Source organism: Proteus hauseri (assembly GCF_004116975.1).
GTDB lineage: Bacteria > Pseudomonadota > Gammaproteobacteria > Enterobacterales > Enterobacteriaceae > Proteus > Proteus hauseri.
In genome coordinates this window covers 1,152,495-1,167,478 of the sequence record NZ_CP026364.1, presented here as the reverse complement: position 1 = coordinate 1,167,478, position 14,984 = coordinate 1,152,495, and the positions used below count along the sequence as shown (strand labels likewise).

The following is a 14,984-nucleotide window of genomic DNA, read 5'->3' as shown; positions in this document are numbered from 1 at the left end:
AACATCTGTGATCAACATCAATTTTTTCTTGCTGAAACGTAACAGTTCTTCAACATTCAATAAAAATTGGCTGATAAAGATTAAAAATAAATAATAAGAAGCAAATAAGGATAAAAGCAGTATGCAGTATATCTTCCTTATTACTTTTATTATTAGTAGTAATAAGGAAGATATTTAAAATCAATATCTTACGCCACCATATTCACGACTTATTTGTTTAGCCGCTTTAATTACAAGTGCGCCCAATTCAGTAATACGAGAATCAGTCATTCGTGATACGGGGCCTGAAAGTGAAATTGCGGCAAAAGGCTGGTGGTGTTCATCATAAATACAGGCACCAATACAACGTAAACCTAATGCATGTTCTTCGTCATCAAAAGAGAATCCTTGTTTGCGAGCTTGTTCTAAATTCTCTTTCAATGATGATGGTAGGGTTCTTGTGTGAGGGGTATAGGCCATTAACCCTTTTTTCTGTAGTAATGGCAGTAATTTGTTTTCTGGTAAGGTTGAAAGAAAAGCTTTACCTGCGCCGGATGCATGCATAGGTAATTTTCCACCAATAGGTGCCGACATTCTCATTAACGCATTACATTGCACTTGGTCGACAATAACCGCATCAAATTCAATTTGATCTAGAATTGCTAAATTAACGGTTTCGCCTGAGTCTTCCATTAACTGGCGCAAAATTGGATGTACCATAACTAAAAGATTACGAGTTTGCAGAAAACTACTACCAACAATAAACGCGTGAGTGCCTACAACCCAAAGCCCTAAATCACCCACTTGGCGCACAAACCCGTGTTGTTGAAGTGTAGTCAATAAACGATGTGTTGTTGAATTAGGTAATCCAGCTTGGAAAGCAAGATCAGTTAAAGCAATACCACCAGGAGATTCGGAAATATATTCCAATAACGTTAGACCACGACTTAATGATTGAACGGGCCCTCCTTGTGCAGTGCTTTGAGTAGCAGGTGTTTTCGTCTTACGAACTTTTTTATTTGTAGGGGAGACTGTCATGCTTACACTCCAGAAATGCTGTCCATATTAAGCGCTATTATGAACTATATAGTGTAATAAAACTCCTCTGATCTGTGTGTTTTTGTAGGTTATCGCACATTTCGATGGATATAAAACTAGATTAATAAATTGAAAAATGATGAATCGTTATTATCAAGATCAAAATTGGTGTTTTTATCTTTAAAAAATGGATTTAATAGATTTCTTATAATTTAAATAATCCTTTTTACACCTATTAAGTATATTTGATTGGAAGATTTTTAATTACTGTAAATAATTTACTTCTTGGTTGTTTCATTTTTATTTTTTATGATTAATAAATATTTTAAAATAATACGAATAAGCAATTTTAATAAGGATAACTTAGGGTTGTCCTTTTTTCGTTATCAATAATTTTATAATGAAGATGAAAATCTCTCATCTTTGTCTTAGAAATCTTTATAAAAAGATATGGTAGGATAAAAAAACAACGAAATAAAAATAACAAAAGTAGTCTTTTTACGAGGATAATAATGTGGCAAGCATAACTCAACAACTTACTGCAGCATTAAAACAACGGATATTAGTGCTTGATGGTGCAATGGGTACCATGATCCAGCAGTATAAATTAAACGAAGCCGATTATCGTGGCGAGCGATTTGCTAATTGGTGTTGTGATGTAAAAGGTAATAACGATCTCCTTGTTTTGACTCAGCCTGAAATTATCAGTGATATTCACGATGCTTATTTCAAAGCCGGTGCTGATATCATTGAAACTAATACATTTAATGCAACGTCTATTGCCATGGCTGATTACCAAATGGAATCACTATGCGCCGAAATTAATGAACAAGCCGCTCGTTTAGCCAAAAGTAGCGCAAATAAATGGAGCGCTTTAACGCCAGAAAAACCGCGTTATGTTGCTGGTGTTTTAGGGCCAACAAATCGTACAGCGTCTATTTCTCCTGATGTAAATGATCCTGCTTTTCGTAATACTTCTTTTGATAAGCTGGTGGTTGCTTATCGAGAAGCTATTCGCGGATTAGTAAAAGGTGGTATCGATTTAATTATGGTGGAAACTATTTTCGATACACTCAATGCTAAAGCTGCTATTTTTGCGATTAAAAGTGAATTTGAAGTACTTAATATTGACCTTCCTGTGATGATTTCTGGCACTATTACCGATGCATCAGGAAGAACGTTAACAGGTCAAACGACAGAAGCGTTTTATCACTCATTGCGTCATGCCGATGCGCTCTCTTTTGGCTTAAATTGTGCTTTAGGCCCTAAAGAATTACGCCAATATATTCAAACACTCTCGCAAATTTCTGAAACTTATGTCAGTGCTCACCCTAATGCTGGGTTGCCTAACGCATTTGGTGGATATGATTTAGATGCGAAAGAAATGGCTGCAGAAATTAAAGAGTGGGCTGAAGCCGGATTTTTAAATATTGTTGGTGGTTGTTGTGGAACAACACCTGAGCATATTTATGCAATTTCTCAAGCTGTAAAAGATATTCCGCCAAGACAATTACCAAGTATTAAAAAGGCTTGCCGCCTTTCGGGTCTTGAGCCATTAATTATTGATAAAAACTCGCTATTCGTGAATGTAGGCGAAAGAACTAACGTCACTGGATCAGCAAAATTTAAGCGCTTAATAAAAGAGGGGCAATATCAAGAAGCGCTCGATGTCGCGCGCCAGCAAGTTGAAAATGGCGCGCAGATAATTGATATCAATATGGACGAAGGCATGTTAGATGCCATTGAAGCTATGACTCGTTTCCTTAATATGATAGCTGGTGAGCCAGATATAGCTAAAGTGCCAGTTATGATTGATTCCTCAAAATGGGAAGTTATCGAGCAAGGCTTAAAATGCATTCAAGGCAAAGGGATCGTGAATTCAATTTCGATGAAAGAAGGTGAGCTCCCTTTTCTTGAACACGCTAAATTGGTACGTAAATACGGCGCGGCTGTTGTGGTTATGGCATTTGATGAAGTGGGGCAAGCGGATACCCGAGAGCGTAAAATTCAAATTTGTCGTCGTGCTTATCAACTATTAACGGAAGAAGCCCATTTCCCAGCGGAAGATATTATTTTTGATCCAAATATTTTTGCCGTTGCGACGGGTATTGCTGAACATAATAATTACGCAGTAGATTTTATTGAAGTGTGCGCTGATATCAAAGCACAATTGCCTTATGCCTTGATTTCTGGCGGTGTTTCTAATGTTTCATTTTCTTTTCGTGGTAACGATCCTGTTCGTGAGGCTATTCACTCGGTTTTTCTTTATTACGCAGTGAAAAACGGTATGGATATGGGAATTGTAAATGCGGGACAACTCGCTATTTACGATTCATTGCCAGACGAACTGCGTAATGCGGTGGAAGATGTGATCCTTAATCGCCATGAAGATAGCACGGATAATCTACTCGCATTGGCAGAGCGTTATAAAGGCACTAAAAGTGATGAACAAAACCATCAACTTGCCGAATGGCGGCAATGGGATGTTGAAAAACGCTTAGAATACGCATTAGTAAAAGGCATAACGGAATTTATTATTGAAGATACGCAATTATGTCGCCAACAAACTTCAAGCCCTATTGAGGTTATTGAAGGGCCGTTGATGAATGGTATGAATACGGTCGGTGATTTATTTGGTGAAGGTAAAATGTTTTTACCTCAAGTGGTAAAATCAGCAAGAGTGATGAAACAGGCTGTCGCCTATCTTGAGCCTTATATTCAAGCATCAAAACAAGCGGGTAGTTCAGCGGGTAAAATATTATTAGCAACCGTAAAGGGTGATGTTCACGATATCGGTAAAAATATTGTTGGTGTGGTATTGCAGTGCAATAACTATGAAATTATTGATTTAGGCGTAATGGTACCTTGCGATAAAATCTTACAAACTGCTATTGATGAAAAAGTCGATATTATTGGGCTTTCTGGACTTATTACACCATCGCTTGATGAAATGGTAAATGTGGCAAAAGAGATGGAAAGGCGAGGTTTTTCATTACCATTAATGATTGGGGGCGCAACTACATCAAAAGCGCACACCGCAGTGAAAATAGAACCTAATTACAGTCATCCTACCGTTTATGTACAGAATGCATCGCGCACAGTGGGCGTGGTTGCAGCACTATTATCGGCAACGCAAAAAGCGGATTTTGTTGCGAAAACGCGTCGCGAATATGAAGTGGTACGCCAGCAATATGCAAGAAAGAAACCGCGTACTCCGCCTGTTTCATTAGAAATTGCTAGAGCCAATGCATTGCAGATTGATTGGCAAGATTATACACCACCAAAACCAAATCAATTAGGTGTACAAGAGATAACTGCAAGCATTGAAATATTGCGTGAATATATTGATTGGACGCCATTTTTTATGACTTGGTCATTAGCAGGAAAATATCCACGTATTTTAGAAGATGAAGTCGTTGGTGAAGAGGCGAAACGTGTATTTGCTGATGCCAATGCTATGCTTGATAAACTGAGTGAAGAAAAACGATTAACGCCAAAAGGAATAGTAGGTTTATTTCCAGCTAATCGCCTTGGTGATGATATTGTGATTTATCAAGATGAAAGTCGGCAATCCGAGTTATTACACTGTTGTCATTTACGTCAACAAACAGAGAAAAAAGAGTTTCCTAATTACTGTTTAGCTGATTTTGTGGCACCAGTTGAAAGTGGGGTTGCTGATTACTTTGGTGCTTTCGCGGTAACGGGTGGGCTTGAAGAAGATACATTGGCAAAGGCTTATGATAACGCTCATGATGATTACAATAAAATTATGGTAAAAGCGTTATCAGATAGGTTAGCAGAAGCTTTTGCTGAATATCTTCATCAGCAAGTTAGAACGAAAATTTGGGGATATAGCCCTAATGAAAATCTTTCTAATGACGAGTTAATTAGAGAAAAGTATCAAGGTACACGTCCAGCACCAGGTTATCCGGCCTGCCCTGAGCACACTGAAAAAGCTAAAATCTGGCAATTGCTTGATGTGGAAAATCGCATTGGTATGAAACTAACCGATGCTTATGCGATGTGGCCAGGAGCTTCTGTTTCGGGTTGGTATTTCAGTCATCCTGAGAGTAAATATTTTGCAGTAGCTCAAATTCAAAAAGATCAGGTAGAAGATTACGCTAAACGCAGAGGGATGAGTATCAGCGAAGTTGAACGTTGGTTAGCACCTAATTTGGGGTATGATGCGCAATGATCTAATGAGTAACTTAAGTTACTCTAAAAACCAAAGAGATATTACTCTCTCTTTGGTTTTTTCTGGCAGTTCCCATTAAACCTGTTTAAGCTGTGTGTCTGTATCAGAAAAAAGGATATTATGATGAGCTATACTTTATACCTTCAGCAACCCCCCCCTGCTGGCACTGAGCTTCCTTTTCCTACCTTAGTTAAAGGTACTTATCCATTAAATGAAGTATTAATTAATGCTTTTTTAAATCTGATGCAGTTAACGGGTGCTTTAGATATCGATGCCATTATTGACGATCAAGCATTTGATAAAATCTGGCTTAAAGCTGAAATGACACCCGCGAGAATAGAAGAAGTTGGTGACTATATTTATCATAAAATTCCTACATCACCAGAACCTGTTGAAGAAGAGATCCAGTTATTTAAACAAGCAATGAAAGAAGAAGAAGCAATTTTAGCTAAAGAGAGTGAAAAAGAAGGCTGCATTCCTATTTATAAATTTGCCACGAATGATGGTTGGATTATTACTACTAAAGAGTGTGAAATTATAGCGTCAACATTAACAACGAAACTACTTGAAGAAAATCGTGTTTTTGTTGAGAAAATAGCAAAGATGTCTCATCTAGCTCATCGTTCTTTAGAAATTGCCTTAATTGATTTTGGTGAATTTAATCAATTTGCTAAAAAATATGGCGGTTATCGGGTTTATTAATTTGTTAAAAGATAGGCTTCCAAAAAAGAAGCCTATTAGAATGTTTTAATTTAGCTTTATTTAAAATATTAATTAATTTGTAGGTTCATTTCTTTTAATTTATCCATATGATAATTTAGCATATTTAAAATTACATCATCAGGTAATTTTAAATAGCGATCGCTAAGTATGTCTAATTCATGTTTATATCTGTGAGTAATATTATTTGTGCTTTCAATAAACTTATTTAGATTATTATCATGTTCTTGAAGTTTTTTTACATATTGCCTAAGTTCAGTAAGGTTCTTTAAATCTTCATTGTCAATTTCACAGTTATTTATTTTATCAAGAATTTCGGATTTATATTTGTTATATTCATTTATTTTTTCAGGGATTTTTTTACCATCAATATTTTCAATTTCTTTTGTTATTTCCTGAAAGCATTGATAATGTGCATTAATCATTTCTTTTAATTTTTTGTTGGGCTTTTCTATTTTATTAAATAGCTTTTCTTTCTTTTCCAAAAGAATTTCTCTTTTACTTATTTCACTTTCTTGACTTATTTTTCTCTTATGTTCTTTTTCAAGATTATTTAATAGTATTCGGTATTGTTTGATTGTAGCTATATTTTTGTTTTTACATGCATTATTGATTTTTATCATTGATTCGATACATTTTTTATCTAATAAAATATTATATTCTATATCATGAGGAGAAGAATTTTTTAGCTCAATTTTTTTTCAAAATAGAGATCGTATTTTTCTCTACTGTTGTATAAATCTGATTTGAGTTTTCGACCGAGGAAAGCTGATTTTTTATTTTATTTAAAGTATTCTTTGCGTTAAAAGATGTTATTTTTTCTGCACTGTTTTTGATAACGTTACAAAGGTTATCACCAATTTTCATTTTTATTACTCCATTAATAAAATTAGATTTTAATTCTAATTATTATTAAATGAAGCTCTTTAAAGCTTACACCTTTTCAATAATAAAGGTTGAATTTTGAGAGAGGTAAAAATTATCTCTCTCAAAATAATTTAATTAAAACAACGTATCGTGCAGTTTACGCACGATATTATCAGCATCTTTGCCATCTACTAATAAACAAAGATTATGTGTACTTGCGCCGTGGGTGATCATTCGAATATTGTAGTTTTCTAATGCGCCAAAGATTTTAACGCCTAATCCATTCACTTGTGATAAGTCGTTACCAATCACTGCGACTAAAGCTAAATCTTCTTCAACTTCAACACGACACAGGGCTGAAAGCTCAGTTAATAACGCATTAGTTAATAAGCTTCCTGAAGAACTTGTGGTGCCGGTTGTATCTAGCGTTAAAGCAATGCTCACTTCCGATGTGGTTATCACATCCACAGAAATATGGTGACGCGATAAAATAGTAAATATCTCAGCTAAAAAGCCTCGTGCATGAAGCATTTTCAGGCTGTGTAATGTGAGTAAAGTTTGTTTTCTACGCAGTGCAATAGCACGAAAAACAGGTGGGTTTTCAGTTTGTGCACAAACCAATGTGCCACCTTCTTCTGGGGCTTTACTTGAACCTACAAAAACGGGAATACCACTGCGTACAGCCGGTAATAGCGTGGCTGGATGCAATATTTTAGCACCGAAGGTAGCCATTTCAGCGGCTTCATCGAAGGCAATTTGGTCGATTCGATGTGCTTGCGGCACAATTCTTGGGTCTGTACTGTAAATACCAGGAACGTCAGTCCAAATATCCACTCGACAAACACCTAACGCTTCGCCAATTAATGCTGCGGTATAGTCGCTACCGCCCCGACCTAATGTCGTGGTTCGTCCTTTCGATTCTTGACCTATAAAGCCCTGAGTCACAATTACCGTTTCTTCTAGACGTGGTTGAATTAAGCTTTGTGTGAGTTCGGTTAATTGCGTCATATCAGGCTCTGCATGACAAAATAGGTCGTTAGTTTTCATTACTTTTCTGACATCAAACCAATCTGCACGCACGCCTTTTTCACGTAATAGTTCAACAAAGAGTAATGTTGACATTAATTCACCGTGGCTGACTAACTCGTCTGTTAATGCATCAGAAGTTGCTAATGAGGCCGCCTCTGACAACATTTCAATATTCTCAAGTAATCGATTTATTTCTTGAGAAATAATTTCAGGCTGAGATAGCTGGTTGATAATGGCATACTCAATATCACGCACTTGCTTAAGTAATTTTTCTCGTTGAGATGGTTCAACACCTGCTGCCAGTTCAATTAATAGGTTAGTGATACCTGCAGAAGCCGAAAGGACCACAACACGTACTGACTTTTGTTTCAGGATAATATCTGCACATTTTTCCATTGCTGAATAGTTTGCAACACTTGTGCCACCAAATTTAGCAATAGTGTAAGGCGAAGAAGAAGGCGTAGCAGTATTATCGGTCATTGTCGTATTCCTTTAGGCAAAAATGAGATGTTGGACACAATTAGAAATATCGGTTATTGAATAGAGAGTCAATGCAGAGTGAAGAATAATCAATTTAATTAATAATCACTCTATTATTATCGTTTTTACCTATGTTAGTAATTAGTACTAGAATTACTGGATGCTTTTGACCAATATCATCAAATGAGAAAGAATAGACTGTAACTATTAAATGTCAGGCTACAATCTGATGAGATTAGATTGAAACCTTAAGAGAGTATTGTGAATGAAAAATGTAAACCCAACTCATACCTTGGCATGGAAGGCATTAGAAGACCATTTTTCAGTGATCAAAAACACTGAAATGAAAACATTGTTTTCACAGGATCCATCTCGCTTTGAACGCTTTTCCAAAACGTTTTCAGATCAAATTCTAGTGGATTTTTCAAAAAACCGAATTACGGAAGAAACATTAGAAAAATTACAGGCTTTAGCTAAGGAATGTGATGTTGCTGGCGCGATAAAAAGTATGTTTGCTGGTGAAAAAATTAACCGTACTGAAGATCGTGGCGTATTACACACGGCATTACGTAATCGTAGCAATACCCCAGTGATTGTTGATGGTAAAGATGTCATGCCAGAAGTTAATGCGGTACTGAATAAAATGAAAAAATTCAGTGAGCGTATTATTGGTGGTGAATGGAAAGGCTATACAGGTAAAACAATTACTGATGTGGTCAATATCGGGATTGGCGGATCAGATTTAGGCCCTTATATGGTGACGGAAGCGCTGCGCCCATATAAAAATCACCTTACTATGCATTTTGTTTCTAATGTTGATGGTACGCATATCGCAGAAACATTGAAAAAATGCGACCCAGAAACAACACTATTCTTAATCGCTTCTAAAACATTTACAACGCAAGAAACCATGACTAATGCGCATTCAGCAAGAGACTGGTTTTTAGCATCAGCAAAAGACAGTGCCTTTGTTGCCAAACATTTTGTCGCGTTATCAACTAACAGTACTGAAGTTGAAAAGTTTGGTATTGATACTGCGAATATGTTTGAGTTTTGGGACTGGGTTGGTGGTCGTTACTCATTATGGTCAGCTATTGGTTTGTCTATCGCACTTTCCGTTGGTTATGATAATTTTGAGCAATTATTGGAAGGTGCTCATGCAATGGATAACCATTTCCAAACGACAGCTGCTGAAAATAACCTACCAATGATCCTCGCGCTGATTGGCATTTGGTATAACAATTTTTTTGGCACAGAAACTGAAGCGATTCTGCCATACGATCAATACATGCATCGTTTTGCCGCCTATTTCCAACAAGGCAATATGGAGTCAAATGGTAAGTATATTGATCGCGATGGTAACGTAGTTAACTATCAAACTGGACCTATTATTTGGGGTGAACCAGGAACCAATGGTCAGCATGCGTTTTACCAATTAATTCATCAGGGTACAAAAATGATCCCTTGTGATTTTATTGCGCCTGCAATTAGTCATAATCCATTAAGTGATCACCATGCTAAGTTGATGTCTAACTTTTTTGCACAAACAGAGGCATTGGCCTTTGGTAAAACTCGTGAACAAGTTGACGCTGAATTTGCCGCAGCAGGAAAAGATCCTGCAACTATGGATTATGTTGCACCCTTTAAAGTTTTTGTAGGTAATCGTCCGACAAACTCTATTTTACTGAAAGAGATCACCCCTTATTCATTGGGTGCATTAATTGCGATGTATGAGCATAAGATTTTTGTTCAAGGCGTTATTTTTAATATTTTCACCTTTGACCAATGGGGGGTTGAGTTAGGAAAACAATTGGCTAATCGAATTCTTCCTGAATTAAAAGGTAAGGAAAGTGTTAACAGCCATGATAGCTCAACAAATAACCTAATTAATCGTTATAAAGCATGGCGTTAATAAAATAAAACGAGTGTATGTAATAGGTTAGATAAAAGGAGGTTTATATAACCTCCTTTTTTTCTTATTGGAAGTTGTTGGATAATTTCCTGTTCTTAGCTATTTTTTAGGTTATTTATGCGAAATGTTATTAGCTTTTAACTTCCGCTAGTCACATCATGATATCCTTAAGGCATAATGATTCACAAAGTTAGGATCATCAACATTTGATGATGAAAGAATGCTCAAGAAATCAATAATTACCCATATACCTATCCATTGGCTATCTAATGAGGAACAATCTAATGTCGAAGAAGAGACATTAAGTTGGTTAATGGAATTAGGCTCGATGACTCGGCGTTTTGAGCAGCATTGTCAAAAAGTCACGGTAATGCCTTATCAAGAAGGATTTATCGATATTATTGAACCCGATGAGGAGAGCGCTTGTTTACCTCAAAGTCGGCGCTATTGGTTAAGAGAAGTTGTGTTGTGTGGTGATGATGTGCCTTGGTTGTTAGGACGTACTTTAGTACCAGAAGAGACACTGACAGGTGAAGATCGCAAACTTGTGAATTTGAGAACGGTTCCTCTTGGGCGCTATTTGTTTCAGGAAACGACACTAAGTCGTGATTTTATTCATATTGGGCAACAAAATGGGTATTGGTTACGCCGTTCTCGTTTCCAGCTTTCAGATAAACCTTTATTATTAACCGAGGTATTCTTACCAGCATCACCAGTGTATGAAAAGTAGTTAAGGGGAGCTAAAAATTGGAGGGAAGTATGACGCACAATAAATGGCAGGCATATAGCCGTTTAATGCGTATAGATAAGCCTATCGGAGCGCTATTATTACTTTGGCCAACTTATTGGGCTTTATGGATTGCCGCAAAAGGCTTTCCTGATTGGCATATCCTGATTGTATTTACTATTGGTGTGTTTTCTATGCGTGCCGCTGGGTGTGTAATAAACGACTTTGCTGACAGAAAAATTGACGGCAGTGTTGAACGAACTAAAAACAGACCCTTACCTAGTGGAGTCGTAACAGAAAAAGAGAGCAAAATAATCTTTATTGTTTTGGTTCTTTTTTCATTTGGATTAGTGCTGACATTAAATACGATGACCATTTGGTTATCTGTTGCTGCATTAGCGCTGGCATGGTTTTATCCCTTTGTAAAAAGATTCAGTAATTTACCTCAACTTATTTTAGGTATGGCATTTGGTTGGTCAATTCCAATGGGATTCGCTGCTGTTTCTGAAAGCTTGCCTTTTGTATGTTGGCTGCTGTTTTTGGTCAATATTATTTGGTCAGTCGTTTACGATACACAATATGCAATGGTTGATCGTAATGATGATTTGAAAATTGGCGTGAAATCTACTGCGATTTTATTCGGTCGTTACGACAAAATTATTATTGGTATTTTACAATTAATAATGTTAGCGCTATTAGTGGCTATCGGTATTATTTTAAACCTAAAAGGTATCTATTATTGGTCTCTTTTATTGGTTACAGCGCTGTTTATTTATCAACAAAAACTTATTGCAGAGCGTGAACGCGCCCCGTGTTTTCAAGCCTTTATGAATAATAACTATGTTGGCTTTGTTTTATTTGCGGGTATTGTATTTAGTTATTTTTAAGTTGAGTTTACTGCTAACTATTAGTGATTTATAAAATAAAAAGGGATAAGCCACGGCTTATCCCTTTTACTTTTTATTAGATTAATATTGTTGCCAAACTCAATCTATATAAGCAATTATTTATCAGCTTGCTTGGTCGTCTCTTTATCTTCAGGAATTGCTGTATTGTTATCTTCAGCAATGCCTACGCTTTCAATGGTTAAACGAATTTCAGGTGACATCAATTTCGCAATCACTTGATAAAGCGCGGAAGCATCTGCTTTTAGGATATCTTCATTATCGTTGAGATAGCCTTCTTCGCGTAGCGTCGAGACTAATGTTGAGAATACTGCCTTATCAAAGAATTCAGGTGCATTAATACCATGCAACACGGAAAGACGCTGAGCCAAGATACGACTCTCTTTTTCGAGTAAAGAACGACTGATTTCTGGTGCGAAATTCAGTAAAGAGAGGGTAATGCCATAGCGTTGTAAGGTTTCTCTCACACTAGCAGCTAAAAGTTGTAATGGGCGAATACGTGCTGGATTGATACGTAGTAAGCCATCATTATCACAACTAATAAGACGCTGGCGACACAGTTCCGCAATCAGAGTATTAATGACTTCAGGAAGTTCTTCCTTTTCATAACGGATAAATAGCTCCGATTTGATAAGAGGAAAAATTAACTCAACCTGTTTCATTAAATCATCACGATGGATACGTTCGTGGTGCAGAATAATACTGGCGATCAATGACGGAGTTATCACCAAGTGAATCGTATTATTGCGATAATAGGTCATTAATACCGCACTTTCACGAGGAAGTACCACGATATCGCCAAGACTGTCTTTTTCGACTTGGAATTTATCTGTTTGCAGTGCATGTTCTAATAATGCTTCAGCATTTTTATCAGAAACAATCATATCGCTCGAATATGGAACATTGCGCAACAGTTGAAGATAACTATCGATTTGCTCTAACAGCTGTTCTCTGGTGAGCGCACGCTGACGCGATGCGAGTAGTGCTGTTGAAACGAGGTTAATCGCATTAATCGATGCCGCGTTATTAATATTCACCATAATGTTATCAGCCAACGAGCTTACCGCCGGGTTTAACCAGCTTGGGCGTTGTGGCTCGATAGGATCAATATCGTCACGCCATTGTGGCACAATTTGATTAAGATATTGTGCTACAGAGATAGGTTCACCAAAGTTAACATAGCCTTGACCCAGATTACGCAATTTACGTAACCCTTTGATCATCTGCATAAAGCCTTCTTTCTCTTTAGTTGCACCACGTAATTCTTTGGCATAAGTAGCCACTTCCATAACGTGTTCATAACCAATATAAATAGGCACTACAGAAATAGGACGAGTTTCACCGCGTAACATGGCTTGAACAGTCATTGAAAGAGTTCCTGTTTTAGGATCTAACAATCGGCCTGTTCGTGAACGTCCACCTTCAACAAAATATTCAATAGAGTATCCACGAGAGAATAGCTCACCTAAATATTCACGGAAAATGGTGGAATAAAGCTTATTGCCTTTAAAGGTTCTTCGTATAAAGAATGCCCCTAAACGGCGAAATATCGGGCCTGCTGGCCAGAAGTTAAGGTTAATTCCTGCTGCGATATGCGGTGGTACTAACCCTTGATGATAAAGGACATAGGAAAGAAGCAAGTAGTCCATATGACTACGATGACAAGGTACATAGACAATTTCATGTCCATCTTGTGCCAATTGGCGAACACGTTCAGCGTTGTAAACGTTAATACCTTGATAGAGCTTATTCCATGTCCAGCTTAATACTCGGTCACTAATGCGCACGGCTTCATAAGAGAAGTTAGCTGCAATTTCTTCCATAATATCAGTGGCATTTTTGCGAGCTTTATCCAACGAGATTTTTTTCGCTTTTGATTCATCTTCAATTGCTTTTTCAATGGCTTTTGATGCCAATAATTTCTTGAAGAGATCTTGGCGCGCTGGCAGCTTAGGACCAACCGCAGCGAGGCGTTGGCGAGAAAAGTGAATACGAGCAACACGTGCAAGTTTTCTCGCTATACTGGTATCAGTGCCATGTTCATTTGCCATATCTCGCATCGAGACGGTTGGCGAGAAACGAACAAAGCTATCTCGTCCAAGCCACAGGATCGCCATAAATTTCTGGATCCCATTAAGCAATCTTAGGTGAGGAACGCCATTATGACCTTCTCGACCAGGAGATCGACCAAACATCACAGAAACAGGCAACATCTCTATATCAAGATGAGGATTATTGCGATGAGCATCGAGATACGCATGAAACGTTTTTACCGAGTCTTTACGCGGGTCTGGTGAATAATAGCGAAAGAGCCTTGGGCCATCATCAATAAAGACGTAGGCAGGTAATTTGGTTCCGCTAATGTCTATTGGCTGCAGTGGATCAGGCAGGCCTAAAGACAAACATTGCTGTCGTAATGTAAGTAAGTCAGCCTTAGAATGATAAGGCAGAACATAAAGGAAAGATCGCGACGTATCTAACCCTAATTCTGTGATAGGATTAGTCGGGACTCGTTTGCTTTTTACCAGTAATTTTAGTGGTAAATTCAATGTGTTATAATATATTTTACGCCAAGCTGACATAAATAGTTGTAGCCTCTTATTAGCAATACTTTGAAAGCATAACAGAAAGTCTTTCTGAGATCTGTGGTGCTGTGACAATATTAATAGAGAAAAGTGGCAAATTAATAGTTTGTTTTCGATAGAGTTTATTATGGCTAATCAAAATAAAGGTTTTACCCGGATCATAAAAGCGGGTGGTTATTCATACAAGGGCATTCGTGCGGCATGGCTTAATGAAGCTGCATTTAGACAAGAAGCCGTTGTAATGTTAGTGGCAATTATCCTTACATTTTTCATTGATGTCAGTGGGCTAGAGCGCATTTTACTCATCGGTTCCGTCGTGCTGGTGGTTATTTTAGAACTGGTTAATAGCGCAATAGAAGCCGTTGTAGACCGCATTGGCCCTGAATATCATGAACTTTCAGGACGAGCCAAAGATATGGGCTCTGCCGCCGTTCTTATTGCTATTATATTGGGATTATTTACTTGGGGAACTATTCTTTGGGGACATTTTTTCTCTTAAAGGTAAAAAAGTCGGTTTTAGCCTGAAAATAATCTAAAGATGAGTGTT

Annotated in this window: 11 protein-coding genes; 6 read left to right on the top strand and 5 right to left on the bottom strand. The window is 37.4% G+C overall.

Features of this window, described 5'->3' with window-relative positions; all coding sequences use genetic code 11:
- Window positions 1-180: 180 nt before the first annotated feature.
- Window positions 181-1,017 carry a glyoxylate bypass operon transcriptional repressor IclR gene (gene iclR / locus PH4a_RS05325; protein ID WP_129038322.1) on the bottom strand — a complete coding sequence of 279 codons (837 nt, stop codon included), beginning with the start codon at window positions 1,015-1,017 and terminating at the stop codon, window positions 181-183.
- Window positions 1,018-1,531: 514 nt separating this feature from the next.
- On the opposite strand from iclR, the gene metH reads away from it, so the two are divergent.
- Complete coding sequence (gene metH, locus PH4a_RS05320) at window positions 1,532-5,212, top strand: methionine synthase (protein WP_129038320.1); 3,681 nt, start codon at window positions 1,532-1,534, stop codon at window positions 5,210-5,212.
- Window positions 5,213-5,332: 120 nt separating this feature from the next.
- Window positions 5,333-5,914 carry a hypothetical protein gene (locus tag PH4a_RS05315; protein WP_244212935.1) on the top strand — a complete coding sequence of 194 codons (582 nt, stop codon included), beginning with the start codon at window positions 5,333-5,335 and terminating at the stop codon, window positions 5,912-5,914.
- A gap of 68 nt (window positions 5,915-5,982) precedes the next feature.
- Here the strand turns inward: PH4a_RS05315 and PH4a_RS05310 are convergent, their stop codons facing one another.
- From PH4a_RS05310 to lysC, 3 genes are all read right to left on the bottom strand, one after another.
- The gene (locus tag PH4a_RS05310) at window positions 5,983-6,555 is read right to left on the bottom strand and encodes a hypothetical protein (RefSeq protein WP_129038316.1); all 573 of its coding nucleotides are present in this window, start codon (window positions 6,553-6,555) and stop codon (window positions 5,983-5,985) included.
- Window positions 6,556-6,622: 67 nt separating this feature from the next.
- Entirely contained in the window at window positions 6,623-6,799 is a 177-nt protein-coding gene (locus PH4a_RS18130) for a hypothetical protein (protein ID WP_164971532.1), read from the bottom strand.
- A 135-nt stretch (window positions 6,800-6,934) separates the two neighbouring features.
- Entirely contained in the window at window positions 6,935-8,308 is a 1,374-nt protein-coding gene (gene lysC, locus PH4a_RS05305; RefSeq protein WP_129038314.1) for a lysine-sensitive aspartokinase 3, read from the bottom strand.
- Window positions 8,309-8,573: 265 nt separating this feature from the next.
- Between lysC and pgi the strand changes: the two genes are divergently transcribed.
- From pgi to ubiA, 3 genes are all read left to right on the top strand, one after another.
- Window positions 8,574-10,220, top strand: coding sequence for a glucose-6-phosphate isomerase (pgi, locus tag PH4a_RS05300; protein ID WP_129038312.1), 1,647 nt, complete (start codon window positions 8,574-8,576; stop codon window positions 10,218-10,220).
- Between the two features lie 220 nt (window positions 10,221-10,440).
- On the top strand, window positions 10,441-10,950 hold the full coding sequence (gene ubiC, locus PH4a_RS05295; protein ID WP_129038310.1) for a chorismate lyase: 510 nt from the start codon (window positions 10,441-10,443) through the stop codon (window positions 10,948-10,950).
- 29 nt (window positions 10,951-10,979) lie between these two features.
- On the top strand, window positions 10,980-11,834 hold the full coding sequence (ubiA, locus tag PH4a_RS05290; RefSeq protein WP_129038308.1) for a 4-hydroxybenzoate octaprenyltransferase: 855 nt from the start codon (window positions 10,980-10,982) through the stop codon (window positions 11,832-11,834).
- Between the two features lie 116 nt (window positions 11,835-11,950).
- Here ubiA and plsB read toward each other — a convergent pair whose 3' ends face one another.
- The gene (gene plsB / locus PH4a_RS05285) at window positions 11,951-14,434 is read right to left on the bottom strand and encodes a glycerol-3-phosphate 1-O-acyltransferase PlsB (RefSeq protein WP_129038306.1); all 2,484 of its coding nucleotides are present in this window, start codon (window positions 14,432-14,434) and stop codon (window positions 11,951-11,953) included.
- Between the two features lie 130 nt (window positions 14,435-14,564).
- Here plsB and PH4a_RS05280 point away from each other — a divergent pair, with 130 nt between their 5' ends.
- Window positions 14,565-14,936, top strand: a complete 372-nt coding sequence (locus PH4a_RS05280; protein WP_129038304.1) for a diacylglycerol kinase — start codon at window positions 14,565-14,567, stop codon at window positions 14,934-14,936.
- Window positions 14,937-14,984: the final 48 nt, after the last annotated feature.

Coding starts and splice junctions, on each gene's coding strand:
- iclR (WP_129038322.1), bottom strand. CDS start 1,017: ATGACAGTCTCCCCTACAAATAAAAAAGTTCGTAAGACGAAAACACCT.
- PH4a_RS05315 (WP_244212935.1), top strand. CDS start 5,333: ATGATGAGCTATACTTTATACCTTCAGCAACCCCCCCCTGCTGGCACT.
- PH4a_RS05310 (WP_129038316.1), bottom strand. CDS start 6,555: ATGATAAAAATCAATAATGCATGTAAAAACAAAAATATAGCTACAATC.
- PH4a_RS18130 (WP_164971532.1), bottom strand. CDS start 6,799: ATGAAAATTGGTGATAACCTTTGTAACGTTATCAAAAACAGTGCAGAA.
- lysC (WP_129038314.1), bottom strand. CDS start 8,308: ATGACCGATAATACTGCTACGCCTTCTTCTTCGCCTTACACTATTGCT.
- pgi (WP_129038312.1), top strand. CDS start 8,574: ATGAAAAATGTAAACCCAACTCATACCTTGGCATGGAAGGCATTAGAA.
- ubiC (WP_129038310.1), top strand. CDS start 10,441: ATGCTCAAGAAATCAATAATTACCCATATACCTATCCATTGGCTATCT.
- ubiA (WP_129038308.1), top strand. CDS start 10,980: ATGACGCACAATAAATGGCAGGCATATAGCCGTTTAATGCGTATAGAT.
- plsB (WP_129038306.1), bottom strand. CDS start 14,434: ATGTCAGCTTGGCGTAAAATATATTATAACACATTGAATTTACCACTA.
- PH4a_RS05280 (WP_129038304.1), top strand. CDS start 14,565: ATGGCTAATCAAAATAAAGGTTTTACCCGGATCATAAAAGCGGGTGGT.